General features: G+C 60.9%; 21 protein-coding genes and 6 tRNA genes. 12 read left to right on the forward strand and 15 right to left on the reverse strand.

Features of this window, described 5'->3' with window-relative positions:
- The first annotated feature begins 352 nt into the window (after positions 1-352).
- From budA to CRO23_RS06340, 3 genes are all read left to right on the forward strand, one after another.
- A complete protein-coding gene (gene budA / locus CRO23_RS06330; protein ID WP_004936416.1) occupies positions 353-1,132 on the forward strand; it encodes an acetolactate decarboxylase in 780 nt (259 codons plus the stop codon).
- A gap of 32 nt (positions 1,133-1,164) precedes the next feature.
- Positions 1,165-2,850 carry an acetolactate synthase AlsS gene (gene alsS / locus CRO23_RS06335; RefSeq protein ID WP_016926797.1) on the forward strand — a complete coding sequence of 562 codons (1,686 nt, stop codon included), beginning with the start codon at positions 1,165-1,167 and terminating at the stop codon, positions 2,848-2,850.
- A gap of 140 nt (positions 2,851-2,990) precedes the next feature.
- Positions 2,991-4,577, forward strand: coding sequence for an ABC transporter substrate-binding protein (locus tag CRO23_RS06340; RefSeq protein WP_016926798.1), 1,587 nt, complete (start codon positions 2,991-2,993; stop codon positions 4,575-4,577).
- 28 nt (positions 4,578-4,605) lie between these two features.
- Here CRO23_RS06340 and CRO23_RS06345 read toward each other — a convergent pair whose 3' ends face one another.
- From CRO23_RS06345 to CRO23_RS06380, 8 genes are all read right to left on the reverse strand, one after another.
- Positions 4,606-5,412: an ABC transporter ATP-binding protein gene (locus CRO23_RS06345; protein ID WP_016926799.1), complete on the reverse strand. Its 807-nt coding sequence runs from the start codon at positions 5,410-5,412 to the stop codon at positions 4,606-4,608.
- A gap of 17 nt (positions 5,413-5,429) precedes the next feature.
- Positions 5,430-6,467 carry an iron-enterobactin ABC transporter permease gene (gene fepG, locus CRO23_RS06350; RefSeq protein ID WP_097101579.1) on the reverse strand — a complete coding sequence of 346 codons (1,038 nt, stop codon included), beginning with the start codon at positions 6,465-6,467 and terminating at the stop codon, positions 5,430-5,432.
- The gene (gene fepD, locus CRO23_RS06355; RefSeq protein ID WP_016926801.1) at positions 6,467-7,522 is read right to left on the reverse strand and encodes a Fe(3+)-siderophore ABC transporter permease; all 1,056 of its coding nucleotides are present in this window, start codon (positions 7,520-7,522) and stop codon (positions 6,467-6,469) included. The genes fepG and fepD overlap by 1 nt, the downstream gene beginning before the upstream one ends.
- A 214-nt stretch (positions 7,523-7,736) precedes the next feature.
- Positions 7,737-8,744 carry a Fe2+-enterobactin ABC transporter substrate-binding protein gene (fepB, locus tag CRO23_RS06360; RefSeq protein WP_097101582.1) on the reverse strand — a complete coding sequence of 336 codons (1,008 nt, stop codon included), beginning with the start codon at positions 8,742-8,744 and terminating at the stop codon, positions 7,737-7,739.
- A 207-nt stretch (positions 8,745-8,951) separates the two neighbouring features.
- Positions 8,952-9,027, reverse strand: a tRNA-Lys gene (locus tag CRO23_RS06365).
- 7 nt (positions 9,028-9,034) lie between these two features.
- Positions 9,035-9,110 (reverse strand) — tRNA-Val (locus CRO23_RS06370).
- Between the two features lie 38 nt (positions 9,111-9,148).
- Positions 9,149-9,224, reverse strand: a tRNA-Val gene (locus CRO23_RS06375).
- Positions 9,225-9,253: 29 nt separating this feature from the next.
- Positions 9,254-9,329, reverse strand: a tRNA-Val gene (locus tag CRO23_RS06380).
- Between the two features lie 294 nt (positions 9,330-9,623).
- Here CRO23_RS06380 and gltX point away from each other — a divergent pair.
- On the forward strand, positions 9,624-11,039 hold the full coding sequence (gene gltX, locus CRO23_RS06385) for a glutamate--tRNA ligase (RefSeq protein WP_016926803.1): 1,416 nt from the start codon (positions 9,624-9,626) through the stop codon (positions 11,037-11,039).
- A 68-nt stretch (positions 11,040-11,107) separates the two neighbouring features.
- Here gltX and CRO23_RS06390 read toward each other — a convergent pair whose 3' ends face one another.
- Positions 11,108-11,893, reverse strand: coding sequence for a formate/nitrite transporter family protein (locus CRO23_RS06390; RefSeq protein ID WP_016926804.1), 786 nt, complete (start codon positions 11,891-11,893; stop codon positions 11,108-11,110).
- 308 nt (positions 11,894-12,201) lie between these two features.
- Between CRO23_RS06390 and CRO23_RS06395 the strand changes: the two genes are divergently transcribed.
- Positions 12,202-12,277: transfer RNA gene (locus CRO23_RS06395), tRNA-Ala, on the forward strand.
- Between the two features lie 60 nt (positions 12,278-12,337).
- A tRNA-Ala gene (locus CRO23_RS06400) sits at positions 12,338-12,413 on the forward strand.
- A gap of 118 nt (positions 12,414-12,531) precedes the next feature.
- On the opposite strand, the gene CRO23_RS06405 is transcribed toward CRO23_RS06400, so the two are convergent.
- Positions 12,532-13,719: a NupC/NupG family nucleoside CNT transporter gene (locus CRO23_RS06405; protein WP_004936373.1), complete on the reverse strand. Its 1,188-nt coding sequence runs from the start codon at positions 13,717-13,719 to the stop codon at positions 12,532-12,534.
- 377 nt (positions 13,720-14,096) lie between these two features.
- Here CRO23_RS06405 and CRO23_RS06410 point away from each other — a divergent pair, with 377 nt between their 5' ends.
- The gene (locus CRO23_RS06410) at positions 14,097-15,332 is read left to right on the forward strand and encodes an Nramp family divalent metal transporter (protein WP_004936371.1); all 1,236 of its coding nucleotides are present in this window, start codon (positions 14,097-14,099) and stop codon (positions 15,330-15,332) included.
- Positions 15,333-15,373: 41 nt separating this feature from the next.
- Here the strand turns inward: CRO23_RS06410 and CRO23_RS06415 are convergent, their stop codons facing one another.
- Both CRO23_RS06415 and mgrA read right to left on the reverse strand, forming a co-directional pair.
- Entirely contained in the window at positions 15,374-15,784 is a 411-nt protein-coding gene (locus CRO23_RS06415) for a DUF2502 domain-containing protein (RefSeq protein WP_004936369.1), read from the reverse strand.
- A gap of 222 nt (positions 15,785-16,006) precedes the next feature.
- Complete coding sequence (gene mgrA / locus CRO23_RS06420; protein WP_016926806.1) at positions 16,007-16,996, reverse strand: L-glyceraldehyde 3-phosphate reductase; 990 nt, start codon at positions 16,994-16,996, stop codon at positions 16,007-16,009.
- Between the two features lie 188 nt (positions 16,997-17,184).
- On the opposite strand from mgrA, the gene CRO23_RS06425 reads away from it, so the two are divergent.
- A complete protein-coding gene (locus CRO23_RS06425; protein ID WP_079452251.1) occupies positions 17,185-18,846 on the forward strand; it encodes an alpha-keto acid decarboxylase family protein in 1,662 nt (553 codons plus the stop codon).
- On the opposite strand, the gene CRO23_RS06430 is transcribed toward CRO23_RS06425, so the two are convergent.
- Positions 18,843-19,712, reverse strand: a complete 870-nt coding sequence (locus tag CRO23_RS06430; RefSeq protein ID WP_016926808.1) for a LysR family transcriptional regulator — start codon at positions 19,710-19,712, stop codon at positions 18,843-18,845. The genes CRO23_RS06425 and CRO23_RS06430 overlap by 4 nt on opposite strands.
- A gap of 99 nt (positions 19,713-19,811) precedes the next feature.
- Between CRO23_RS06430 and CRO23_RS06435 the strand changes: the two genes are divergently transcribed.
- Entirely contained in the window at positions 19,812-20,264 is a 453-nt protein-coding gene (locus tag CRO23_RS06435) for a multidrug/biocide efflux PACE transporter (RefSeq protein ID WP_016926809.1), read from the forward strand.
- 66 nt (positions 20,265-20,330) lie between these two features.
- Positions 20,331-21,023: an aspartate/glutamate racemase family protein gene (locus CRO23_RS06440; RefSeq protein ID WP_016926810.1), complete on the forward strand. Its 693-nt coding sequence runs from the start codon at positions 20,331-20,333 to the stop codon at positions 21,021-21,023.
- Here the strand turns inward: CRO23_RS06440 and CRO23_RS06445 are convergent.
- On the reverse strand, positions 21,020-22,267 hold the full coding sequence (locus tag CRO23_RS06445) for an ion channel protein (protein WP_049190183.1): 1,248 nt from the start codon (positions 22,265-22,267) through the stop codon (positions 21,020-21,022). The two genes, CRO23_RS06440 and CRO23_RS06445, sit on opposite strands and share 4 nt — an antisense overlap.
- Before the next feature lie 310 nt (positions 22,268-22,577).
- Here CRO23_RS06445 and glk point away from each other — a divergent pair, with 310 nt between their 5' ends.
- Positions 22,578-23,540 carry a glucokinase gene (gene glk, locus CRO23_RS06450; protein WP_016926812.1) on the forward strand — a complete coding sequence of 321 codons (963 nt, stop codon included), beginning with the start codon at positions 22,578-22,580 and terminating at the stop codon, positions 23,538-23,540.
- Positions 23,541-23,608: 68 nt separating this feature from the next.
- Here glk and CRO23_RS06455 read toward each other — a convergent pair whose 3' ends face one another.
- Positions 23,609-24,838 (reverse strand): L-lactate MFS transporter, encoded by a 1,230-nt coding sequence (locus CRO23_RS06455; RefSeq protein WP_016926813.1) that lies wholly within the window; start codon positions 24,836-24,838, stop codon positions 23,609-23,611.
- Positions 24,839-25,235: 397 nt separating this feature from the next.
- On the opposite strand from CRO23_RS06455, the gene CRO23_RS06460 reads away from it, so the two are divergent.
- Positions 25,236-25,568, forward strand: a complete 333-nt coding sequence (locus CRO23_RS06460; RefSeq protein ID WP_016926814.1) for a DUF2502 domain-containing protein — start codon at positions 25,236-25,238, stop codon at positions 25,566-25,568.
- Position 25,569: the final 1 nt, after the last annotated feature.

The raw sequence follows: 25,569 nt of genomic DNA on the forward strand, positions 1-25,569 counted from the left end.
GCCGCATCCCGGCCGTATAGAGAAAAAACGCATAAACCTCGCGGCGCTTAGCACTAAATAACAGATGTTTTTCCCAGGCTGCATGAGCCGCCTGCGGAGTTGATTGTCGCTCCAACACCAGATTAACCGTTCAATTTGATATCCGACTCAGCATTAATGATTAGTGAGCCTTTACTTTCACACATCATGCCGTGGGTTCTGGATATCGGCCGGCCAGCCGTGCCGGTTTTTTTGTCGCCTCAGGCTGAATCGTTCCAACTGATGAACGCGCCTTAGGGGGCATCTTGGCCCGCCGTCGGTGGGTCTTTTGAACGCGCGGAATCGCGATCCCGCGCTGGTGGAGGAGTGAGTCATGAACGAAAAACACGGGTGTTCCTGTGCGCGCCATTTGGCGCAGGGTTTTGCCAGGCAGTCGATCAACGCCGGGGAGGGCGAAATCTATCAAATCTCGCTGATGAGCGCGCTCATCGACGGGGTCTACGAGGGTGAAACCACCATTGCCGAGTTGCTCAAACACGGCGATTTCGGCCTCGGCACCTTCAATCACCTGGACGGCGAACTGATCGCTTTCGACCAGGAAATACACCAGCTGCGCGCCGACGGCAGCGCCCGCCCAGCCGGTTTGCAACAGAAAACTCCTTTCGCCGTCGTCACCTTTTTCCAGCCCAGCATCAGCCAACAGTTCGACCGGCCGATTACCAAGGCGCAACTGCATCAGTGCATCGACGAACAGGTCGCCTCGCCGAACCTGTTCTGCGCGGTACGGGTCGACGGTGAGTTCAGTCACGTGGAAACCCGCACCGTGCCGCGCCAGGAGCGGCCCTACCGCCCGATGTTGGAAGCGATAGAAGAGCAGCCGACCTTCTCGTTTCATCAACGGCGCGGCACGCTGGTCGGTTTCCGCTCGCCGGATTACATGCAGGGCATCGGCGTGGCCGGCTATCACGAACACTTCGTTACCGACGACCGCAGCGGCGGCGGCCACGTGCTGGACTACCAGCTCGATCATGGCCGCCTGCAGTTCGGCGTCATCACCCGTCTCAATCTTCAGTTGCCGCATGATGCGGATTTCTTGCGCGCTAACCTCTGCCCAGAGGATTTGGATCGCGCGATTCGTTCCGCCGAGGGCTAACCCCGGCGATCGTTTTCTTAGGAGGTGGAACCATGGCACAGGAAAAAACAGGCAATGACTGGCAATGCGGCGCCGATTTGGTGGTGAAAAACCTGGAAGCGCAGGGCGTCAAACACGTTTTCGGCATTCCGGGCGCCAAGATCGATCGGGTGTTCGACTCGCTGGAGGATGCGCCATCGATCGACACGGTGGTGGTGCGGCATGAGGCCAACGCGGCCTTTATGGCGGCGGCGGTCGGCCGCCTGACCGGCAAGGCCGGGGTGGCGCTGGTCACCTCCGGGCCGGGCAGCTCCAACCTGATCACCGGGCTGGCCACCGCCACCTCGGAGGGGGACGCGGTAGTGGCCTTTGGCGGGGCGGTGAAGCGCGCCGACAGCCTGAAGCAGACGCACCAGAGCATGGATACCGTCAGCATGTTCCGGCCAGTGACCAAGTATTGCGCCGAAGTGCATGCCGGTTCGGCGATTTCCGAGGTGATCGCCAACGCCTTCCGCCGCGCCGAGTTTGGCCGGCCGGGAGCATCATTCGTCAGCCTGCCGATGGATATCGTCAATGAACCGGTCAGCGCGCCGGTGCTGGCCGGCTGCCGCTTGCCGCGCATGGGGGCCGCGGCGGCGGACGACATCCAGGCGGCGGTGAAGCTGATTCGCCAGGCCAAATGCCCGGTATTGCTGCTCGGTTTGCAGGCCAGCCGGCCGGAGAACAGCGAGGCGGTGCGCCATCTGCTGTACCGCACCCATATGCCGGTGGTCGGCACCTATCAGGCGGCGGGGGTGATCGACGTCAACCACTTCGCCCGTTTCGCCGGCCGCGTCGGCCTGTTCAACAACCAGCCGGCCGATCAGCTGTTGCAGAAGGCCGATCTGGTGGTGAGCGTCGGCTATGATCCGATCGAATACGATCCCTGCATGTGGAACAGCCACGGGCGGCTGAAGCTGGTGCACATCGACGTGCTGCCGGCGGATATCGACACCTGCTATCGGCCGGATGTCGAACTGGTGGGCAACATCAGCGCCACGTTGAACATGATGACCGAAGCGTTCAATGAGGCGGTCTGCGTGCCGCCGGAGGTGGAGCTGATCCTCTCCGATCTCGGCCGTCAGCGCACAGAACTGGCGGAACGCGCCGCGCGCCGCGGCGGCATGCCGATCCATCCGCTGCGCATCGTCAAGGAGCTGCAGGACATCGTCAGCGACGACGTGACGCTGTGCGTGGACATGGGCAGCTTCCACATCTGGATCGCCCGTTACCTTTACAGCTTCCGCGCCCGCCAGCTGTTGATCTCCAACGGCCAGCAAACCATGGGGGTGGCGCTGCCGTGGGCCATCGGCGCGGCGCTGGTGCGCCCCGGCGATAAGGTGGTGTCGATCTCCGGCGATGGCGGCTTCATGCAGTCGAGCATGGAGCTGGAGACCGCGGTGCGGTTGAAAAATAACATCGTGCACGTGATCTGGGTCGATAACGCCTACAACATGGTGGAGATGCAGGAAGTGAACAAATACCAGCGCAAATCCGGCGTGGAGTTTGGGCCGATTGACTTCAAGGCCTATGCGGAATCCTGCGGCGCGGTCGGTTTCGCCGTGCAGTCGGTGGACGACCTGCGGCCGATGCTGCGCAAGGCGATGGCGATCCAGGGACCGGTGGTGGTGGCCATTCCGGTCGACTACGCCGACAACTATAAGCTGATGGCGCAGATGAACTTCAGCCAGATGATTTAATTTCATCATCGCGCTGTTTCACCGGGGCAGGCCGCTTGCGCGCCTGCCCGTTTTTATGCGCGGAATTTGTCCTTTACATCGCTAACTGCATGATTTATTGCTATCCGTTGGGCTGTTTTTTCACCACTGGGGATAGCGCAATGAAAAGAAAAGCAATAACGATCGGGCTGCTGGCGTTGGCGATTGCCGGCGGCGCGCGAGCCAATACGCTGGTCTACTGTTCCGAAGGTTCACCGGAAGGCTTCAACCCGCAGCTGTTCACCTCCGGCACCACGGTAGACGCCAGTTCGGCGGCGATCTACAACCGGCTGGTGGATTTCAAACCCGGCACCGTCGAGCTGCAACCCAGCCTGGCGGAAAGCTGGGAGGTGAGCGAAGACGGCAAGCGCTATACCTTCCATCTGCGCAAGGGCGTGGCATTCCAGAGCAATAAATATTTTACGCCCACCCGCGATTTCAACGCCGATGACGTCATCTTCTCGTTTATGCGCCAGAAGGACGCCAACAACCCGTATCACAAGGTCTCCAACGGCGCCTACACCAACTTCGAGTCGATGGAGTTCGGCACGCTGATTGACCGGATCGTCAAGGTGGATGACCACACCGTGCGCTTTGAGCTCTCCCGCGCCGAGGCGCCGTTCGTCGCCGATCTGGGCATGTACTTCGCCACCCTATTATCGGCGGAATATGCCGACGCGATGCTGAAGGCCGGCACGCCGCAGCGGGTGGACAACGATCCGATCGGCACCGGGCCGTTCCAGCTGGTGCAGTACCAGAAGGATGCGAAAATCCTCTACAAGGCGTTCGATCGTTACTGGGAAGGCAAACCGAAGATCGACCGGCTGGTGTTTTCGATCACGCCGGATGCGACGGTGCGTTACGCCAAGCTGCAAAAGAACGAGTGCCAGGTGATGCCGTTCCCCAACCCGGCGGATCTGGCGCGCATGCGGCAGGACGGCAACCTTCAGGTGATGGAAAAATCCGGTTTGAATATCGGTTTCCTGGCGTTCAACACCCAGAAGAAACCGTTGGATAACGTTAAGGTGCGCCAGGCGTTGGCGCTGGCGGTCAACAAGCCGGCGATCATCGACGCGGTGTTCCACGGTGCCGGTCAGCCGGCCAAGAACCTGCTACCGCCGACCCAATGGGGCAGCAACGCGCAGCTTGAAGACTACCCGTATTCGCCGGAGCGGGCGAAGCAGCTGTTGCAGGAGGCCGGGCTGGGGCAGGGCTTCGACATCGATCTGTGGGCGATGCCGGTGCAGCGGCCCTATAACCCCAACGCCAAGCGCATGGCGGAGATGATCCAGGCCGACTGGGCCAAGATCGGCGTGCGCGCCAAAATCGTCACCTTCGAGTGGGGCGAGTATTTACAGCGGATTAAAAACGGCGAGCACCAGACCGCGCTGATGGGCTGGACCACCGCCAACGGCGATCCGGACAACTTTTTCGGCCCGCTGTTCACCTGCGCTTCGCTCGGCGGCTCCAACTCGGCGAAATGGTGCTATAAACCGTTCGACCAGCTGATCCTGCAGGCGCGTGAAGAGAACGATCACGCCAAACGGGTGGCGATGTACCAGCAGGCGCAGGTGATGATGCACGATCAGATGCCGGCGCTGATGATCGCGCACTCGACCATCTTCGAACCGGTGCGCAAGGAAGTGAAAGGCTACGAGATAGACCCGTTCGGCAAACACATCTTCAAACAGGTGTCGCTGGAGAAGTAACCAAAAGGCCGGGGTAACCCGGCCTTTTTCATGCCTGCGGCGTGTCGCAGTGGTAGCGGCCGCGCGGGATCACCAGCGGCGTGTGGGACAGCGGATCGTCGATGATCATGCACGGCATGCCGAACACTCGCTCCACCAGTTCGGCGGTGATGATCTCCGCCGGTTTCCCCTCTGCCACGATCTTGCCGTCGCGCATGGCGATGATGTGATCGGCATAGCGGCAGGCGTGGTTGAGATCGTGCAGCACCGCGATCATGGTTTGACCGCGCTCGCGGTTAAGCTGGCGGAACAGATCCAGCAGCTCAATCTGGTGCGCGATGTCGAGGTAGGTGGTCGGCTCATCCAGCAGCAGCAGCGGGGTTTGCTGCGCCAGCGCCATCGCCACCCAGACGCGCTGACGCTGCCCGCCGGACAGTTCGTCGACGCTGCGGTCCGCCAATTGGCTGACGTTGGTGGCCGCCATGGCGGCTTCCACCGCCTGTTTGTCGGCCTGCGTCCACTGTTTCAGCAGGCTCTGATGCGGATAGCGGCCGCGCGACACCAGATCCGCCACGGTGATGCTGTCCGGCGCGATTGAAGTTTGCGGCAGCAGGCCAAGCTCGCGCGCCAGCGCCTTGGTGGCGAAGCTGCTGATGTTCTTGCCGTCCAGCATCACCTCGCCGGCGCTGGGTTTCAGCAGGCGGCACAGGGCGCGCAACAGCGTCGATTTGCCGCAGGCGTTCGGCCCGACGATCACCGTGAAGGCGCCGTCGGGGATCGCCACGCTCAGATCGTCAGCGATGATTTTATTGTCGTAGCCCAGCTTCAGGTGTGAGGCGTGCAGGCGGTGGCTCATGGCATTATCACTCTTCATTATCTGCGGGCCTCTCGGATGAGCAGCCAAATCAGGTACAGGCCGCCGATGCAGACGGTCACGACCCCGACCGGCAGTTGGATCGGCGCGAAAAGATGTTGGGACACCACGTCGGCGCCGAGCAGCAACGCCGCGCCCATCAGCGCCGAGGAGGTCAGGGTGACCGAGGATTGTCCAGCCAGGCGACGGGCGATCTGCGGCGCCGCCAGCGCGATAAAGGAAATCGGCCCGGCGGTGGCGGTGACGGCGGCGGTGAGGGTAACGCCAAACAGCATCAGCCACAGCCGGCTGCCTTCGGCGTTCACGCCCAGCGCGCGCGCCGTGTCGTCGCCCATTTCCAGCAGCTGCAGCCGTTTGCCCATCAGCAGCGCGGCCGCGGCCGCCAGCACGATGAACGCCGTGGCGGGCTGGGCTTTTTGCCAGGTCATGCCGTTGAGCGAACCGGCCTGCCACATGGCGGCGTCCATGGCGCGCTCAAGCGAAGCGGTGATGATCAGCCAAGTGTTGGTGGAAACCAGCACTGCGCTGATGGCGATGCCGACGATGATCAACCGGAAACCGGCGATGCCTTGCCGCCAAGCCAGCAGATAGATGGCCAGCGCCGAGAGAATGCCGCCGGCCAGCGCGCCGCCGGCGATGTAATAGTAGCCGCCGTTGAACAGGGTGATGGCGATCAGCGCGCCGGTGTAGGCCCCCATGTTAAAGCCGATCACGTCCGGGCTGCCGAGCGGGTTGCGGATAATCGACTGGAAAATGGCGCCGCTCATGCCGAGCGCGGCGCCTAACAACAGCGCCATGGCGATGCGGGGCAAGCGCCATTGGGTGACCACGGTCACCAGATTTTTCGGCGCCTCGCCGCTGAGCGCGGCAAAGACTTGCTCCAGCGAGAGGTGCAGCGTGCCGTAGCACAGCGCGGCAACCGCCATCGCCAGGCATAACGCCAGCAGCGAAAGGTTGACCAACAGCAGGCGCAGCGGCACGCGCCAGTTGATGACGCCGTCCGGACGGCCGATATGCAGCGTGTGCGGCAGACTCATCACAAGCCCCCCAGCGTTTTCTTGCGGCGCACCAGCCAGATCAGTACCGGCGCGCCGATAAAGGCGGCGACGATGGAAACCCGCAGTTCACCGGCCGCCAGCAAGCGGCCGACCACGTCGGCGCACAGCAGTAAAATCGGCGCCAGCAGCATGGAATAGGGCAGGATCCAGCGTTGGTCGGGGCCGACCCACCAACGGGCGATATGCGGCACCATCAGGCCGATGAAACTGATCGGACCGACGGTGGCGGTCGCCGCGCCGCACAGCAGCGTGATGGCGATCACCGCGACGATCTGAGTCAGCACCACGCGCGCGCCGAGCGCGATAGCCAAATCTTCCCCCATGCCGATGGTATTCAGCGGCCGGGCGATGAGCAGCGTCAGCAGGCAGCCGAGCAAAATGGCGGGGGCGGTGACCGGCAGCGTGGACAGCGTGCGGATATCCAGCGTGCCGGCCTGCCAGAAGCGCAGTTGGTCAAAGGTTTGCGGATCGATCAGCGACAGCCCGGTGGTGATGCCGAGCAGCACCGCGCCGATCGCCACGCCGGCCAGCGTCAGCCGCACCGGGTTGATGCGCCCGCCCGCCAGCGTGCCGATCAGGTAGACCAGCAGGGTGGTGAGGGCCGCGCCGACAAAGGCGTAGGCCATATAGCTTTCGGTGGTGGCGGCGCCGAAAAACATGATGCCGATGACTACGGCGAAGCTGGCGCCGGCGTTGATGCCGAGCACGCCGGGATCGGCCAGCGGGTTGCGCGTCAGCGCCTGAATCAGCGCGCCGGCGGCGCCGAGCGCCATGCCGGCCAGGATGCCCGCCAGCGTACGGGGTACCCGGGCATTGAGAATGATGGTGCTGTCGGAACCGCTCGCGGCGCCCTGCAGGCTGAGCCAGACGGTATGGAAGGGGATGGCTTTGGAACCCAGCATCAGGCTGGCCATGATGCACAGCAGCAACAGCGCCAAACCGATACCGAACCCGGCGATGCGTTTGAAGCCACTGGCGTAAGCTGCGTGCGGTGCGGACGAAAGCGTCCGCTCAGTCGGAGTGGGTACGTTCACACCGGTAACTCCTGTATGATTTTTATTCTCATTGTTATTTGCGTTCATGCGGGTGCTTATAGTAGCACGAGTTTACGCCCGCATGCACCCGCCGGTTGGCGGCGCAGGTGCAATGATGATGTTAATAACTATTGATATTTCAATTGATTGAATGTGAATGCTTGCCCCGCTTGCGGAAAGCGTCGGCAGGGGGCTGGCCTGCCGACGGCGTGATTCAGGGCTTTTTGAACAACCGTTCGATTTGGTTCAGCATGTTGGTGGCGCTGTAGTAATCGAGGCGGAAGGTATCGTTGCCGACGGCGTAGACGTGCCGCTGTTCCACCGGCTCCAGATGTTTGAGGAACGGGTTGGTCAGCACCTCTTGCACTTTGCGCTCATTGGTGGCGAACAGGATCAGGGTTTTGCCATTCAGGCCTTCGGCCATTTTTTCGCCGGAGATCTGGATGATGTCATGGCGTTTCCCCATGCTGGTGTTGCCTTTGGCGCTTTCCGGCGGGGTGGCCAGTTGGAAACCGAGCTGGGTCAGCAGTTTGCCCTGGGCGGAACCCGGCGTCCACAGCATGGCCTCGCGGCCGTTGTCGGCATACACCAGCGGAGTGGTGGGCTGCGGCGGCAGCGCGATCGCCTGCTTCACTTGCTCCACGCGCTGTTCGAAACGATCTTCCGCCTGTTTGGCGCCGGCTTCATGACCGGTGATCTCGCCGAGCTCGCTGGCCAGCTGCTGCCAGCTTTTGTCGCCATAATCGAGCACCAGCGTCGGCGCAATGGCGGACAGCTGGTCATACAGTTTCAACGCCGAATCCCCGCCGGTCGCGGCGACGACGATCAAATCCGGCGCGGCGGCGGCGACGGCTTCGGCATTGGGCTCCACCTGGTACAGCCGCTCGACGTGGCGCTGCTTGGCCACCTCGCTCCATTGGGTAAAGAAACCTTGTTTATCGGCCACCAGGGGATTTGGGCTGGTGGCGGCGCTGGCGACCACCGGGGCGTCGATCGCCAGCAGCGTACCGGTGATGGTGACGCTGGTGGACACGATGCGCAGCGGCGGTTTTTCCAGCGTGAACTTCCCTTTGGCGCTGTCGATGGTGCGCGGCCAACTGCTGTCGGCAGCGGGGGCGGACGGTTTCTGCTCGTCGCTCTTGTCGTCCGGGCCGCAGCCGCTGAGCAACAGGCTGGAAGTGGCGATAAATGCAATGAACAGCTGGCGTAAGGATAGGGTCATGAGCGGGCTCTTTCTTTCCTTGAACTAAGGCGTATCAATCCGGCGGCGGATTGGCTGCGTGGTGGATGCCCGCTAATTTACCATTCAAGCCGGCAAAATGATAACCATTCGTATCTCAGCGCGTGGTGAATAAAGAAAGAGTAAGAAGAAAGGGGAAGGGGGTGAGACAGAAATGAAAAAAGCGCCCAAAGGCGCTTTTTTCTGAATTGGTGGGTCGTGCAGGATTCGAACCTGCGACCAATTGATTAAAAGTCAACTGCTCTACCAACTGAGCTAACGACCCGCAGAAGTGGTGGGTGATGACGGGCTCGAACCGCCGACCCCCTCCGTGTAAAGGAGATGCTCTACCAACTGAGCTAATCACCCACTTCAGGACTTCCAGGCACTGCTAAACGAGCGAATGATGGTGGGTGATGACGGGCTCGAACCGCCGACCCCCTCCGTGTAAAGGAGATGCTCTACCAACTGAGCTAATCACCCTCATTCGTTCTCATTTTTTCTCAACAAGATGGTGGGCGATGACGGGCTCGAACCGCCGACCCCCTCCGTGTAAAGGAGATGCTCTACCAACTGAGCTAATCGCCCCGTCTTGTTGGAGTCGCATTATAGGGATAGTTCAAAGTGAGTCAACGCTTTTTAAAATGATTTCAATCGTTCGCCGCAAATTTAGGCAGGGCGCGATAATTATCGCCAGCGGCGCCGATTCTTTGCGCGATGCTATGCGAAACTCGCCGCAAAACGCGCTAAATCGACTGGCGCAATATCGTGTCGGCGTTGAGGAATTAGCGCGTGGTGATACAATGTCGTCCACTCTTTTTTCAATTCCGAGCAATCGTCGGCAACCGCCGACACGCGTTGCGTAATAAGGCAGTGAACCCAATGAAAATCAAAACCCGTTTTGCACCGAGTCCGACCGGCTATCTTCACGTCGGCGGCGCGCGTACCGCACTTTATTCCTGGTTGTTCAGCCGCCATGCGGGCGGTGAGTTCGTTCTGCGTATCGAAGATACCGATCTGGAACGTTCTACCCAGGACGCGATCGACGCAATTATGGATGGCATGAACTGGTTGAACCTGGATTGGGATGAAGGCCCGTATTTCCAGACCAAGCGTTTCGATCGCTACAACGCGGTCATCGACGAGATGCTGGAGCAGGGCACGGCGTATAAATGCTATTGCTCCAAGGAACGTCTGGAAGCGCTGCGCGAGAAGCAGATGGAAAACGGCGAGAAGCCGCGTTACGACGGCCACTGCCGCGACAGCCAGTGCAGCCACACCGACGACGAGCCGCACGTGGTGCGCTTCCGTAACCCGCAGGAAGGCTCGGTGATCTTCGACGACAAAATTCGCGGCCCGATCGAATTCAGCAACCAGGAGCTGGACGATCTGATCATCCGCCGCACCGACGGTTCGCCAACCTATAACTTCTGCGTCGTCGTCGATGACTGGGACATGGAAATCACCCATGTGATCCGCGGTGAAGACCACATCAACAACACCCCGCGCCAGATCAACATTCTCAAAGCGCTGGGCGCGCCGGTGCCGGAATACGCGCACGTGTCGATGATCCTCGGCGACGACGGTAAAAAACTGTCCAAGCGCCACGGCGCGGTGGGCGTCATGCAGTATCGCGACGACGGCTATCTGCCGCAGGCGCTGCTGAACTACCTGGTGCGTCTGGGCTGGTCCCACGGCGATCAGGAGATCTTCTCCATCGATGAGATGAAAGAGTTCTTCACGCTGGAAGCGATCAACAAATCCGCCAGCGCGTTCAACACCGAGAAGCTGCAGTGGCTGAACCACCATTACATCAACCATATGCCGGCGGAAGAAGTGGCGGTGCATCTGGCATGGCACGTTGAGCAACTGGGCATTGAAACCCGCAACGGCCCGGAACTGAAAGACATCGTCAAGCTGCTGGGCGAGCGTTGCAAAACGCTGAAAGAGATGGCGGAGTCTTGCCGTTACTTCTACGCAGATTTCAGCGAGTTTGACGCCGACGCCGCCAAGAAGCACCTGCGCCCGGTCGCGCGTCAGCCGCTGGAAGCGGTGCGCGCCAAGCTGGCCGCCATCACCGTCTGGACGCCGGAAAATGTGCATGACGCCATTCAGGGCACGGCGGATGAGCTGGGTGTCGGCATGGGTAAAGTCGGCATGCCGCTGCGCGTCGCGGTGACCGGCGCCGGCCAGTCGCCGGGCATGGACGTGACCGTGCATGCGATCGGCCAGAAGCGTTCGCTGCAGCGCATCGACATGGCGCTGGCTTACATCGCCGAGCGCGAAGCGCAAGCCTGATTAGGTTGATACGCCATAAATGAAAAAGCCCCGTGGAGCAATCCCGGGGCTTTTTTTATTGCTTGCTGTCAGGCTTGCTCGCCGGCCGGTAAACCCGGGCGGTAGGCGAGGAAATACATTAGCCCGACAAAGCCGGCGCCGCCCAGCGCATTGCCGAGAAATACCGCGACGAAATTAGGCAGGTACTGCTCCCAGCCCATGCCGCCGGCAAAGATGGCCGCCGGGATGATGAACATGTTCGCCACCACGTGCTGGAAGCCGATGGCGACAAAAGCCATGACCGGGAACCACATGCCGATCACTTTGCCCGGCACATCCTTGCTGGCGAAGGCTAACCACACCGCCAGGCACACCAGCCAGTTGCAGCCGACGCCGGAGATGAAGGCGTGCAGGAAGTCCGCATCCACTTTGGCCTGCGCGATCGCCAGCGTCTTATGCAAAAACGCGCCTTCGGTCAGGCCCAGTAGGTGGCCGAAAAAGTAGGCGACGGCCACGCTGCCGGCCAGGTTGGCCAGGGTGACCCAAAACCAGTTGCGCAGCACGGCGATAGCGGGAATTTCACGGGCAAACCAGGCCATCGGCAAGGTCATCATGTTGCCGGTCAACAGTTCGCCGCCGGCCAGAATGGTCAGGATCAGGCCGATAGGAAAGACCGCTGCGCCCAACAGCGCGCCGAAAGAGCCCCATTCGGCCGGCAGGGTGCCGATGACGTGAATATCCAGCAGGAAGCCGGTGGCGATAAAGGCGCCGGCGAGAAAGCCCAGAATCAGCAGATTAGCGAGCGGGGCGCGGCTTTTGTTTACCCCGGCCTGAACGGCGAGGGCGGCGATTTCTTTTGGTGAATGCAAAGACATGACGGACTCGGTTTATAGTAATGAAGTTTATGGCGCGGGCAGTCTATGCCGCTCGGGAGTCCGACTCAAGCGCATTTCGCTAACATTCCGTTAATTAAAAATCAACGTGATATGCAGGGTCTTTCGCCATTTTGAGATGTAGCGCGCAAAATGGATGAACTCTGCGCAAAGTGATGATTTTTTGGCGCCAAAGATGCTGATTTGGCGGCTTTTTCAACGCTTGATTCAGTAATTCAATTTAGCCGTTGACAGCTTTGAGCGGGTTTCATATTATGCGCCCCGTTCACAGCACAAAGTGATTGTGGAACGGGGCTATAGCTCAGCTGGGAGAGCGCTTGCATGGCATGCAAGAGGTCGACGGTTCGATCCCGTCTAGCTCCACCAACCTTCTTCTCAGAGAGGTTGGGGAATACCGTAACGCCGGTCAACGCGTACCACTTTTGTGGGGCTATAGCTCAGCTGGGAGAGCGCTTGCATGGCATGCAAGAGGTCGACGGTTCGATCCCGTCTAGCTCCACCACCATTTAAAAAGCCGACCTTAGGGTCGGCTTTTTGCTTTGCATTATTCCACCGTCGCCGAAGGCCAGCCAATAAAAAAGGCGCCCGCAGGCGCCTTGTTATCCTGGCCGGTTCGAGGCTTAGCCCAGCACCAGACCCGCGATGGAAGCGGACAGGATGCTGACCAGCGTAGAGCCGTACACCAGCTTCAGGCCAAAGCGTGACACCACGTTGCCCTGGTGTTCGTTCAGGCCCTTGATCGCACCGGCCACGATGCCGATGGAAGAGAAGTTGGCGAAGGACACCAGGAACACCGACAGGATCCCCAGGCTGCGCGGCGACAGCTCGGCAGAGACTTTCTGCAGTTCCATCATGGCCACGAATTCGTTGGAAACCAGTTTGGTCGCCATGATGCTGCCAACCTGCAGGGCTTCGTGTTTAGGAATGCCCATGATCCAGGCGAATGGATAGAAGAAGTAGCCGAGGATTTCCTGGAAGCTCAGGCCGAAAATGGCGCTGAACACACCGTTGAGCGCGGCGATCAGGGCGATGAAGCCAATCAGCATCGCGGCGACGATAATCGCTACTTTGAAGCCCGCCAGGATGTATTCACCCAGCATTTCAAAGAAGCTCTGGCCTTCGTGCAGGTTGCCGAGGTGCAGCTCTTCTTCTTTATTGGTGTCGTACGGGTTGACCAGCGACAGCACGATAAAGGTGCTGAACATGTTCAATACCAGCGCCGCCACCACGAACTTGGCGTCCAGCATGGTCATGTAGGCGCCGACGATGGACATGGACACCGTAGACATCGCGGTCGCCGCCATGGTGTACATGCGCTTTTCCGACATCTTGCCCAGGATATCCTTGTAGGCGATGAAGTTTTCGGATTGGCCCAGGATCAGCGAGCTGACGGCGTTGAACGACTCCAGCTTGCCCATGCCGTTCACTTTCGACAGCACGGTACCGATAATGCGGATGATGAACGGCAGCACCTTGATGTACTGCAGAATACCGATCAGCGCCGAAATGAAGACGATCGGGCACAGCACCTTCAGGAAGAAGAACGCCAGGCCTTTGTCGCCCATGCCGCCGAATACGAAATCAGTCCCTTGTCCCGCAAACCCGAGCAGTTTGTCAAACAGCGCGGCAAATCCTTTTACGAAGCCCAAACCCGCTTCCGAATGCAGGAAAAAGTAGGCCAGCAGTACTTCGATAACCAGTAGTTGAATAACATAGCGAATGCGGATGCTTTTACGATCGCGGCACACCAACAGGGCCAGGATCGCCACCACCACTATCGCCAACGCAAAGTGCGCAATATGGGACATGTTTGCTCCAAATTTGAGGCAGGCTGAATTTCGGCTGTCATTTTATGTAACGCTACGTTTAAAAACGAGACTTCTATTGCAAATATGGAAAATCATAGTGGGAGTTCTCCTAAAGTGTTGCGCAAAAGCATAAAAAATCAAGATGTTAAAGCAGCAATAGGAAATTCGTATTCTTGTGCTAACCTGTCTTTCAGGGGTATTGCAGCCAAAATCCCATCCCAAAAGCACGGAAATCGGCAAGCTTCGCGCTGAACCCTTCGATAAAACCGTTAATGTTGGCTATTACAGAGATAAGTTTTACCGCTCCAAATGCGCTTGATAATTATTATCATTTATATAGAGTGGAGATAAACGTAATTTCAGTAAGGGTTCAACATATGCTGAACAGTCGCGTGGTTGAAACCACCTCCGGTCGCTCCGCCAGAAAAATCAAACTCTCGCTCATGGGGCCCGCCTTCATCGCCGCTATCGGCTATATCGATCCCGGCAATTTCGCCACCAACATCCAGGCCGGCGCCTCATTCGGCTACAGCCTGCTGTGGGTGGTGGTTTGGGCCAACGTGATGGCGATGCTGATCCAGCTGTTGTCCGCCAAGCTGGGCATCGCCACCGGGAAAAATCTGGCCGAGCATATTCGCGATCGCTTTCCGCGGCCGGCGGTGTGGGCCTATTGGGTACAGGCGGAGATCATCGCCATGGCGACCGATCTGGCCGAGTTTATCGGCGCGGCGATCGGCTTCAAGCTGCTGCTCGGCGTCTCTCTGTTGCAGGGCGCAGTGCTGACCGGCATCGCCACCTTTTTAATTCTGATGCTGCAAAAACGCGGGCAAAAGCCGCTGGAGCTGGTGATCGGCGGCCTGTTGTTGTTCGTCGCAGCCGCCTACATCGTCGAGCTGGCGTTCTCCCAGCCGCAGTTGGCGCCGTTGCTGAAGGGCATGGCGCTGCCCGATTTGCCTAACGGCGATGCGGTATTCCTGGCTGCCGGGGTATTGGGCGCCACCATCATGCCGCACGTGATCTATCTGCATTCGTCGCTCACCCAAATCGGCGGCGAGCACGACAAGGCGGAACGCTATGCCGCTACCAAAGTCGACGTCGCCGTGGCCATGACCATCGCCGGTTTCGTCAATCTGGCGATGATGGCCACCGCCGCCGCCGCGTTTCATTTCAGCGGCCACAGCGGCATCGCCGATCTCGACGTGGCTTACCTGACGCTGCAACCGCTGCTCGGGCACGCCGCCGCCACCGTGTTCGGCCTGAGTCTGGTGGCGGCCGGCCTCTCTTCTACTGTGGTCGGCACGTTGGCGGGGCAGGTGGTGATGCAGGGGTTCGTGCGTTTCCATATTCCGCTGTGGCTGCGGCGCGCGGTGACCATGCTGCCGTCGTTTATCGTCATCATGTTGGGGATGGATGCGACGCGCATTCTGGTGCTGAGTCAGGTGCTGCTCAGCTTCGGCATTGCGCTGGCGTTGGTGCCGCTGCTGGCTTTCACCGGCAATCGGGCGCTGATGGGGGAAATGGTCAACGGCCCGCTGGTGCAAAACCTGGGCAAGCTGATCGTGCTGGTGGTGGTGGGATTGAACGGCTACCTGCTGATCGGCAGCGTGCTGTAAGCAAAAACAGTGCGGGCCGGCGTTGCGCCGGCCCGTCGTCGTTAATCGCGGTCGTCATCGCCGTGGCGGCGCCAGCGATCGCGGTCATGATCGTGGTGGTGCTTTTTCTCTTTCTTCCAGTGGTGCTTATCGTAGTGTTTGTCGTATTTACGATAGCGTCCTTCATGGTAGTAATAGTGTTTACGCCAGTAGTCGCCATCGCGCCAGCGATAGCCGTCCCAGTAGTAACCGCGACGGCTGCGGTCGCCGAGATAACGCCCCTGATGGCCTTGCCACCAGTCGCGATCCCGCCAATCGTAACCATCCCAATAGCGGCCGCGGTTATCCTGATCGCCGATGCGCAATGAAACGCCCGGCATCAGATCGATGCTGATCCCTTCGGCATGCGCCTGCTGTGCGGCGGGCAGTACCGTCGCCGCCAAAATGGCGGCCAAGAGCAGAGGTTTAAACATAGCTTCTCCTTCCCGCTTGCGCGGCCTGGCCGTTTGTCACTTTATGAAGCGCGTTCATCAGTTTAAAAGCGGCCTTATCGTTATTTTTGCTGCAATATCGGCATCATAGCGCCGGCGCATAGGGTTGAATCTGAGAGCCACTCTGAAAATGATGCAGGAGGTTAAGATTTGAGATTTTTCTGGGGTAGCGCCGCTCGATTGAACGGCGGAATTTGTAAACGATTACAATAAGATTGTCTCGATCTGCGCGAGCTCTTCTTCACTAAAGTGACGATTGGCCAGCATGCCCACCGCGTCTTCTATCTGCGCATTCTTGCTGGCGCCGATCAGCACTGAGGTAACGCGATCGCCGCGCAGCACCCAGGCCAGCGCCATCTGCGACAGCTTTTGCCCGCGTTGCCGCGCCAGCGCATCGAGGCGGCGCACCTTGTCCAGTCGCTCGGCGGTCAGCTGCTCCGGCTGCAGGAAGCGGCTGCCGCTGGCGGCGCGAGAATCTTGCGGTATGCCGTGCAGGTAGCGATCGGTCAGCAGTCCGCCCGCCAGCGGCGAGAAGGCGATAGATCCGACGCCATGTTCCTCCAGCGTATCCAGCAACGCCGTCTCCGGCCCGCGTTCCAACATCGAATACTTCGGCTGGTGGATCACGCACGGCGTGCCGAGCCGCTGCAGAATGTCGAACGCCTGTCGCGCGCGCTCGGCCGGGTAGTTGGACAAACCGACATACAGCGCTTTGCCCTGGCGCACCAGCAGATCCAGCGCCGCCATGGTTTCTTCCAGCGGCGTGTCCGGATCCGGCCGATGATGATAAAAGATATCCACATACTCCAACCCCATGCGCTTCAGGCTCTGATCGAGGCTGGCGACCAGGTACTTTTTCGAGCCCCAATCGCCGTAGGGGCCGGGCCACATGGTGTAACCGGCTTTGGATGAGACGATCAGCTCATCGCGCCAGGCCCGTAGATCGGCGTTGAGAATGCGGCCAAAGTTCTCCTCGGCGGCGCCGGGCGGCGGGCCGTAGTTATTGGCCAGATCGAAATGGGTAATGCCGCGATCGAAGGCGCAGCGGATCAGGCCGCGGGCGTTGTCGTACAGCGTGGCGTCGCCGAAGTTGTGCCACAGCCCGAGTGAGACGGCGGGCAGCTTCAGCCCGCTGCGGCCGCAGCGCCGGTATTCCATATCTTGATAACGCGAGGGGGAGGCTGGGTAAGACATAGTTATCCTTGTCGGCGAGAGGTGAAGTGCTTTGAGTGTATACGTTTTCACCTCGCGCTGCCGCGGGAGGGATCACGGCGCCGGCATGTAACGCCAGGTTGCCGTTCGACGCAGGGGGGATTGTTCGAAATTCGAACGGCATCTTCGATACTTAAGATAATCGCTCCAGTTGCAGACAGGTGATGATCATGACTCAGACCTATACGGTGGCCGATTATCTGCTCGATCGTCTGGCCCAAATCGGCATCCGTCATTTCTTCGGCGTGCCGGGGGATTACAACCTGCAATTTCTCGATCACGTCCTCGCTCATCCGCAAATCACCTGGGTAGGCTGCGCCAACGAACTGAACGCCGCCTACGCAGCCGATGGCTATGCGCGCTGCAAACCGGCGGCCGCGCTGCTCACCACCTTTGGCGTCGGCGAGCTGAGCGCGCTGAACGGCGTGGCCGGCAGCTACGCCGAATACCTGCCGGTGATCCACGTGGTCGGCACACCGGCGCAGCGCGCCCAGCGCGCCGGTGATTTGCTGCACCATTCGCTGGGGGATGGCGACTTCACCCACTTCGCCCGGATAGCCAAAGAGGTGACCGTCGCGCAGGCCGACCTGACCGCCGACAACGCCGCGCTGGAGATAGACCGCCTGATCGGCGCCGCCTTACTGGAGCATCGCCCGGTTTACCTGATGTTGCCCAGCGACGTCGCGCAGGCGCCGCTGCCGAATAAACCGGCGCCGCTGATGCTGCGTCAGGCCAAACTGTCGCAGAGCGCATTGCAGGCGTTTATCGCCGCAGCGCGCGAAAAGCTGCTGTCGGCGCGGCGGGTGTCGCTGCTGGCGGACTTCCTCGCCGATCGCTTCGGCGCCGAAGCGGCGCTGGACGAGTGGCTGCAGGAGGTCGATATGCCGCACGCGACGCTGCTGCTCGGCAAGGGCGTGCTGGACGAGAACCGCGCCGGTTTCGTTGGTACCTACTGCGGCGGCGCCAGCGATCCGGCGGTGAAACAATTGATCGAAAACGCCGATGTGGTGATCAACGTCGGCGTACGCTTGACCGACACCATTACCGCCGGTTTCACGCATCATCTGCCGGTGGAAAAATGCATCGATATTCAACCGTTCGAAGCCTGGGTCGGGCGGCGGCGCTTTAGCCGCATTCCGATGCGCGAGGCGGTGCAGGCATTGCACCGCCTGAGCCTGTCGCTGGCGTCGCGTTGGCCATTGCCGCCGATCGTTCGCCCGGCGCTGCCGGAAGGCGATGGGGAACGGCTGGATCAGCACGCCTTCTGGCGGCAGATACAGGATTTCCTGCGGCCGGGGGATATCGTGCTGGCCGATCAGGGCACCGCCTGTTTCGGCGCGGCGGCGCTGAGGTTGCCGCGTGGCTGCCGCCTGATCGTGCAGTCGCTCTGGGGATCGATCGGCTATACCCTGCCGGCGACGTTCGGCGTGCAGACCGCCGAACCGCAGCGCCGGGCAGTATTGCTGATCGGTGACGGCGCCGCGCAGTTAACCGTGCAGGAACTGGGATCGATGCTGCGCGACGGGCTTAAACCGGTGATCTTCGTGTTGAACAATCAGGGGTATACCGTTGAGCGCGCGATCCACGGGCCGGAGCAAAGTTATAACGACATCGCGCGCTGGAACTGGACGCAGTTGCCGACGGCGCTGGCCGGTGAGCGGCCGGTGAAGGTGTTGCGGGTCAGCGATCCGGACGGATTGCGTCAGGCGCTGCGCGAGGTCGCGGACGACGAGCGGCTGGCCTTCATCGAAGTGATGCTGCCGAAGATGGACATTCCGGAACTCCTCGATACCGTCTCTCGCGCTATTCAGGCGCGCAACGCCGCCGCTTAGGGCAGGGTGTCGCCCAGCAGGCGCTCCAGCATCCAAAACCCCGCCGGGCCCGGCGGGGTCAGTTTGGACCATACCGCATCCACCGAAATCAGTTTTGGCCAGCCGCGCGGCCGCAGCTGGGTGAGTCTGCCGTGGCCGTATTGCTGTACCAGCCAGTGCGGCAACACCGCCCAACCGAATCCTTGTTCCGCCATCTCCAGCAACAGCAGATAGCTGGGCGCCGACCAAACCAGTCCACCCTGTCTGGCCGCCTCGGCGCCGGTGTAGGTATTCAGGATCAACTGGCGGGTGCTGGACAACTGCTCCGGCGTCGGCGCGGCGACCTGCGCCAGCGGATGCTGATGGGCGACGAACAGCCCCATTTCGGTCTGCTCAGGCAGCCGGGAGAAGGCGATATCCGGCGGATAACTTTTTTGCACTTCCACCATGCCCAAATGCGCGCGGCCGCTTTGCAGCAGATCGATAACGTCGCCTTCCTCGGCGATCATCCATTCCAGCTCAATTTCCGGGTAGCGCTGTTCGAACAGCTGCATCAACCGATCGTGATGCTTGGGCTGGTAGGTATCGGAAAACACCATGCTCAGGCGCGGTTCAACCTCGCCCGCCAGCTGAATGCTCAAGGCGTCGAGCCGTTCGCTGGCCGCGAGGATCGCCTGTACGTGCCCCAGCACTTTGCGGCCGGCGGCGGTGAGCACCGGCTGGCGCGCGCTGCGATCGAACAGCGTCAATGCCAGGTCGGCCTCCAGATTGGCGATGGCGGTGCTGACGGTGGATTGGCTTTTGCGCAGTTTGCGCGCGGCGGCGGAAAATGAGCCGAGGGCGGCGGCTTCCACGAACGCCTGCAACGCTTCCGGGGAATAGTGCATGATATATCTACTTTATCGATGGAACCTATTTTTAATCTACCCAAAAAAGCGATGATAATCACCAGGCTTTCGCAACAACTGTTGAAAAAAAGGTGATGTATGCAACTGCAAAACAAGTCTCTCATTGAACGTATCGTCCACGCCGTCGGTTTCGAGGCCATCGCCGTGATGGTTTGCGCCCCGCTGGGCGCGTGGCTGCTGAACCGCTCAATGGTGCAGGTCGGCGCGTTGGCGGTGATGCTGTCCACCGTCGCGATGCTGTGGAACATGGTTTACAACACGGTGTTCGACCGCCTGTGGCCGGTCAGCCGGGTGGTGCGTAACCTGAAGGTGCGTGCGCTGCACGCCGTCGGCTTTGAAGCCGGTTTTATCCTGATCGGCGTGCCGATCGCCGCCTGGATGCTGAGTATCTCCTGGGCGCAGGCGTTTATGCTGGAAATCGGTTTCTTCCTGTTCTTCCTGCCGTACACCATGGCCTATAACTGGCTGTACGACACGCTGCGCCAGCGCTGGTTCGAGGCGCGCCAGCCGATCAATTCCGGCGCCAAATAAGGCGTCGTCAGACTGACGATTCTCAGGTAAGGTCAGAGGATCGTCGGAAATGCTGAGGAACGAAGGATGAAAGTGTTGGGTCTGCTGGGCGGCATGAGCTGGGAATCCACCATTCCGTATTACCGCACCATCAACGAGCAGGTAAAGGCGCGCCTCGGCGGGCTGCATTCGGCCAAAATCGTGCTCTACAGCGTCGATTTCCAGGAGATTGAGCGCTTGCAGCACCAGGGCGATTGGGACGGCGCCGGCCGGCTGTTGGCCGAGGCCGCGGTGGCGTTGCGCGCCGCCGGCGCCGAAGCCATCGTGATCTGCACCAACACCATGCACAAGGTGGCGGAGGCGGTCGAGCAGGCCAGCGGCCTGCCGCTGATTCACATCGCCGATGCCACGGCGCTGCAGGTGCGGGAGAAAAACATTCGCCGCGTCGGGCTGCTGGGCACGCGTTTTACCATGGAGCAGACCTTCTACCGCGGCCGCCTGCAGGAATTGCACGGCATCGACGTGGTGACGCCGGTCAGCGCCGATCGTGACATCGTGCACCGCATCATCTATGACGAGCTGTGCCTCGGCAAAATTCGCGACGCCTCGCGCGACGAGTATCGCCGGATCATCAGCGATCTGGAACAGCAGGGGGCGCAGGGGATTATTTTCGGCTGCACCGAAATAGGCTTGCTGGTGAGCGAGCGGGATGCGTCGGTGCCGGTGTTCGACACCACCGCGATCCACGCCCGCGCCGCCGCGGCGTTCGCGCTGGCCTAATCGTCGTGCGGCGGTTGCCGGCGGTTTACCAGCATCAGCGGTTTGCCCGCCAGCGCCAGCCAGGCGGGCAGCATCACGATGCACAAGACCGGCAGCAGGTGCAGATCCGGCACTACCGCCACTGCCATAAACAGGCTCAGCCAGCCGTCGCGGGTCACCACCAGCACCAGCCCCATGATGGCGCAGGAGACGGTGATCGCCGCCGGCACCGCCGGAACATGCTGATGCAGCATCAGGCCCAGCGCCGCGCCGACGAACACCGCCGGGAAGATGCGCCCGCCGCGAAAACCGCAGGCGGCGGCGATCACCAGCGCCGCCAGCTTGGTCAGGGTAATGGTCAACAGCGCCGGCACCGAATAGCTGTCGTCCACCGCCAGGCGTTTCATCTCATCCAGCCCCTTGAACAGGGTAATCTCTCCGCCCAACAGCGCCAGCAGCCCCAGCACAAAGCCGCCCAGCCCTAACATCAACACCGGATTCTTCATTGAATGGAACAGGCGGTGAACGTGCGGGAAACACCACAGCGCCACCATGCCGAGCGCGATGGCGATCAGCGCCACGATGGCGCCGCTGAAGATGTCCGGCAGCCGCGTCACGTCGTAGGCGTCGAGCTGCAGGGCGAAATTGGGCACGAAGAACATCTGGGTGGTGACCGCGCCGGCGGCGGCGGCCACCAGCGGGGCGAACAGCCGATCCCACAGCGGCGTTTCGTTATTGCCGGCCAGGGTTTGCGAAAAGATCAGCGCGGCGGCGACCGGTGTGCCGAACATTGCGCCGATGGTGCCTGCCGCGGCCAGGATGATCCAGTCCATGCGCGGCACTTTCGGCAGCAGGCGCGCGCCGGCCGCCGCCGCCAGTGCGATGTTGATGGCGGTGATCGGATTCTCCGGCCCCAGACTGACGCCGCCGGCCAGGCCGACGATCAGCGCCAACCCCAACCCCGGCAGGGCGGAGAGCGGCAACGGCATGCCGATCAGCGATTCCGTCGCCGGATCCGGCCCGGCGTGACCCGGCATATAACGCACGATCAGGCCGACCGCCACGCCGGTCAGCGTCAGCATCGCAACCGGCCACCAGGGCGACTGGGCGTCCAGGCTCAGCGCATCGGGCAGCGTCACCCACAGTAATTGCTGCAATGCGGCGGCAATTTTCATCACCAACAGCAGCACCAGACTGGAAGCGGAACCGATAATCAGCGCAGGCAAAGCAAAGGCCAACATGGCATTGGCGCGCGGATGCAGCATGAATAATCCCTTGTCGATGCCTCCCTGCGGGGCAGGGAGAGCGGGTGGTTGGGCAGTGGCCACAGCTTGCCAGACTATCGGCGCGCAGGCACGCATTGATATTGCCCGGCGGCGATGGCGGTTAACAGTCGCCGGGGGGCATTTTTTGCCGCAATTTGTTTCAAATCGCGGCATAGCGGGCAAGCTGAAACGTTTTTTGTGATCCGGATCGCTATTGAGGTGCAGATCCGAGGCGGGTGATTGTTGTTTTCGCAGCAGGATTTTACAGTGTGGGCAGCGTGTTATTTTTCATTTTGCGGAGACGAAATCAATGACCTATGCCCTCGTGGGTGATGTTGGCGGCACCAATGCCCGCCTGGCGTTGTGCACTGTTGCGACGGGTGAGATTACCCAGGCGAAAACCTATTCCGGCCTGGAGTTCGACAGCCTGGAGGCGGTGATTCGCCACTATCTGAAAGCGTGCGATATCGAGGTGCAGGACGCCTGCATCGCGATCGCCTGCCCGGTGACGGAAGACTGGGTCGCGATGACCAACCACAGCTGGGCGTTCTCGATCAAAGAAATGAAGGCCAACCTGGGGTTGAGTCATCTGGAAGTGATCAACGATTTCACCGCCGTCTCGATGGCGATCCCGATGCTCTCGCCGGACGACGTGCTGCAGTTTGGCGGCGGCGATGCGCAGCCGGGCAAACCGATCGCGGTGTACGGCGCCGGCACCGGGCTGGGTGTTGCCCACCTGGTGCAGGTCGATCGCCGCTGGGTCAGCCTGCCGGGCGAGGGCGGCCATGTCGATTTCGCGCCGAACAGCGAAGAAGAAGACATTATTCTGGAGGTGCTGCGCGGTGAAGTGGGGCACGTTTCCGCCGAGCGCGTGCTGTCCGGGCCGGGCCTGGTCAACCTGTATCGCGCCATCGTCAAGGCGGACAACCGCCTGCCGGAGAAACTGGCGCCGAAGGACATTACCGAGCGGGCGCTGGCCGACAGCTGCATCGACTGCCGCCGTGCGCTGTCGCTGTTTTGCGTGATCATGGGGCGCTTCGGCGGCAACCTGGCGCTGAATCTGGGCACCTTTGGCGGCGTGTACATCGCCGGCGGCATCGTGCCGCGCTTTATGGAATTCTTCAAGGCCTCGGGCTTCCGCGCCGCCTTCGAAGACAAAGGGCGTTTCCGTGACTATGTGCGCGACATTCCGGTGTTCATGATAACCCATGGTCAACCGGGCCTGTTGGGGGCCGGCGCGCATCTGCGCCAGACGCTGGGCATGCGGCTGTAAGCCGCGCGGCTGGGCAATAAAAAAGGGGCGCACCCGCAGGTTGCGCCCCTTGTCGTTTTCGCGGGGTATCAGGCTTTGGCCAGCTCCGCCGCCTGTGCGGTTTCTTCGCTTTCCATTTCCACCGCCTTCGGCGCTTTGATGAACAGCGTAATCAGCAAAGAAGCGGCGGACAGGACGCCAATCACCATGAAGGTGGCGTGGAAGCCGCCGAAGTATTTGGCGACGAACGAACCGGCCAGCGCGCCCAGGCCGAAGCCCTGGTAGATGATGCCGTAGTTTTTGCTGTGGTTTTTCAGGCCGAAGAAGTCGCCGACAATCGCCGGGAACACGGTGATGTTGCCGCCGAAGCAGAAGGCCACCGCGCCGACGCAGATGAAGAACAGCGTGTGGTTCAGGGTCATGAAGCTCAGGGCGACAATCGCCAGCACGGTAACCAGCATGGTGAAGCTGATGACGCGCATGCGGCCCACTTTATCGGACAGCGTACCCAGGATGATGCGGCCGGCGGTGTTGAAGATGGCGACGGCGGACACGGTGTTGGCGGCGGTAGCCAAGTCCATCCCGGCCAGCTGAACGCCCATGTCTTTCACGATGCCAATCAGGTACAGACCGCTCATGCAGGCAGCGAAGAAGATGGTGAACAGCAGGTAGGCTTCTTTGGTGGCCAGCATCTGGCGCACGCTGAAGTCGTTGCCCAGACCATTGGCGCCTTGCTGTGCGGCGTTGGCCGCCAGCACCGGCTCTTTCAGCAACAGGGAACCGACGACGATCAGGCCCATCACGATGGCACCCCAGTAGAAGAAGGCGCCGGAAACGCCGACGTCAGCGATCAGGGCGGCGTTGACGTATTTGAACAGCAGGCTGCCGCTGCCGAAGGCGCCGACGGAGATGCCGGAAATCAGGCCTTTGTTGGCGGGGAACCACTTAATCAGGTTGGACAGGGTGGAGATGTAGGCGATACCGACCGCAAAGCCCACCACCACGCCGGCCAGCAGGTAAATCATGTCGAGCGAGCTGACGTGGGCGCTGGCGATGAGACCCAGGCCGACCAGAATGCCGGAACACAGCGTCAGATTGCGGATGCCGAAGCGTTCTTGCAGCTTGCCGGCGAACAGCGTGGCGAAGGCCAGGAAGAAGCTGGTGATGGAGAAGGTGGTGGCGACGTCCGCCAGCCCCCAGTGGAACTTGTCGACCAGCGGCTGGTTGAACAGGCTCCAGGTGTAGATGGTGCCCAGACCCATCTGACAGATGATGGTGCCGAGAACGATTAAGCTGCGATTTGCCGGTTTGGTGTTCATGGCCGGTCTCCTTCCTGTGTGTGCGTTGCCGGGCGTGAGCCGTTGGCTGAAATTTGCGGGGTGAATCTGTGTTCCCGCGGTATGGGCTTATTATATGGCCGGCGCCCCCGGCGGGCGGCGGATAGGGAATGAGTTGCACGATGGAAGGAATGAAATGCATTTTATACGGCGTGAGTTGCCGTTTTTGCGCCGAAAAGCGCGTGAAATGCCGGGGGTGACACGTGATCTACATCAAAGATATCAACGATTTATTGTTAATCACCGGTGAACGATTGTGGTGAAATTGTGAAGGATGCGTCTGCAAGGCGTAAATCGGCATTGCGCCTATAGAGCGGCGGCGAGCGCGGGACTATGTTATCTGCGATCGGACGAGGTCCGCTCTGCAGGAGTCCATGAAATGAAAAAAACGCTGTTGTTACTGGCCGCGCTGCTGGCGCTGCCGCTGGCGAGCCAGGCCGACGTGTCCATCGGCGTGAACGTGCCGGGCCTGTCGTTGCATATCGGCGATCGCGATCATCGCGGCCACTACTGGGACGGCTATCGCTGGCGCGATCCGCGTTGGTGGGCCGATCATCACCGGTATGAACGCCCGCGCGGGTACTATTACGGCCCGCCGCCACGGGTGATTTACTACGGGCCGCCGCGGCGCGACTGGCGAGATCGGCCGCATTACCGCATGCCGCCACCGCCGCCGCCCGGCTATTACTACCGTCCGGGCCCGCGCTGGTAAG

Origin of the sequence: Serratia sp. JKS296 (genome assembly GCF_900215445.1) — a bacterium.
In the GTDB taxonomy this organism is placed as follows: Bacteria; Pseudomonadota; Gammaproteobacteria; order Enterobacterales; family Enterobacteriaceae; genus Serratia; species Serratia marcescens.

Excerpts from the sequence above, each read along its gene's own strand:
- budA (WP_004936416.1), top strand. The coding sequence starts at position 353 with ATGAACGAAAAACACGGGTGTTCCTGTGCGCGCCATTTGGCGCAGGGT.
- alsS (WP_016926797.1), top strand. The coding sequence starts at position 1,165 with ATGGCACAGGAAAAAACAGGCAATGACTGGCAATGCGGCGCCGATTTG.
- CRO23_RS06340 (WP_016926798.1), top strand. The coding sequence starts at position 2,991 with ATGAAAAGAAAAGCAATAACGATCGGGCTGCTGGCGTTGGCGATTGCC.
- CRO23_RS06345 (WP_016926799.1), bottom strand. The coding sequence starts at position 5,412 with ATGAGCCACCGCCTGCACGCCTCACACCTGAAGCTGGGCTACGACAAT.
- fepG (WP_097101579.1), bottom strand. The coding sequence starts at position 6,467 with ATGAGTCTGCCGCACACGCTGCATATCGGCCGTCCGGACGGCGTCATC.
- fepB (WP_097101582.1), bottom strand. The coding sequence starts at position 8,744 with ATGACCCTATCCTTACGCCAGCTGTTCATTGCATTTATCGCCACTTCC.
- gltX (WP_016926803.1), top strand. The coding sequence starts at position 9,624 with ATGAAAATCAAAACCCGTTTTGCACCGAGTCCGACCGGCTATCTTCAC.
- CRO23_RS06390 (WP_016926804.1), bottom strand. The coding sequence starts at position 11,893 with ATGTCTTTGCATTCACCAAAAGAAATCGCCGCCCTCGCCGTTCAGGCC.
- CRO23_RS06405 (WP_004936373.1), bottom strand. The coding sequence starts at position 13,719 with ATGTCCCATATTGCGCACTTTGCGTTGGCGATAGTGGTGGTGGCGATC.
- CRO23_RS06410 (WP_004936371.1), top strand. The coding sequence starts at position 14,097 with ATGCTGAACAGTCGCGTGGTTGAAACCACCTCCGGTCGCTCCGCCAGA.
- CRO23_RS06415 (WP_004936369.1), bottom strand. The coding sequence starts at position 15,784 with ATGTTTAAACCTCTGCTCTTGGCCGCCATTTTGGCGGCGACGGTACTG.
- mgrA (WP_016926806.1), bottom strand. The coding sequence starts at position 16,996 with ATGTCTTACCCAGCCTCCCCCTCGCGTTATCAAGATATGGAATACCGG.
- CRO23_RS06425 (WP_079452251.1), top strand. The coding sequence starts at position 17,185 with ATGACTCAGACCTATACGGTGGCCGATTATCTGCTCGATCGTCTGGCC.
- CRO23_RS06430 (WP_016926808.1), bottom strand. The coding sequence starts at position 19,712 with ATGCACTATTCCCCGGAAGCGTTGCAGGCGTTCGTGGAAGCCGCCGCC.
- CRO23_RS06435 (WP_016926809.1), top strand. The coding sequence starts at position 19,812 with ATGCAACTGCAAAACAAGTCTCTCATTGAACGTATCGTCCACGCCGTC.
- CRO23_RS06440 (WP_016926810.1), top strand. The coding sequence starts at position 20,331 with ATGAAAGTGTTGGGTCTGCTGGGCGGCATGAGCTGGGAATCCACCATT.
- CRO23_RS06445 (WP_049190183.1), bottom strand. The coding sequence starts at position 22,267 with ATGCTGCATCCGCGCGCCAATGCCATGTTGGCCTTTGCTTTGCCTGCG.
- glk (WP_016926812.1), top strand. The coding sequence starts at position 22,578 with ATGACCTATGCCCTCGTGGGTGATGTTGGCGGCACCAATGCCCGCCTG.
- CRO23_RS06455 (WP_016926813.1), bottom strand. The coding sequence starts at position 24,838 with ATGAACACCAAACCGGCAAATCGCAGCTTAATCGTTCTCGGCACCATC.
- CRO23_RS06460 (WP_016926814.1), top strand. The coding sequence starts at position 25,236 with ATGAAAAAAACGCTGTTGTTACTGGCCGCGCTGCTGGCGCTGCCGCTG.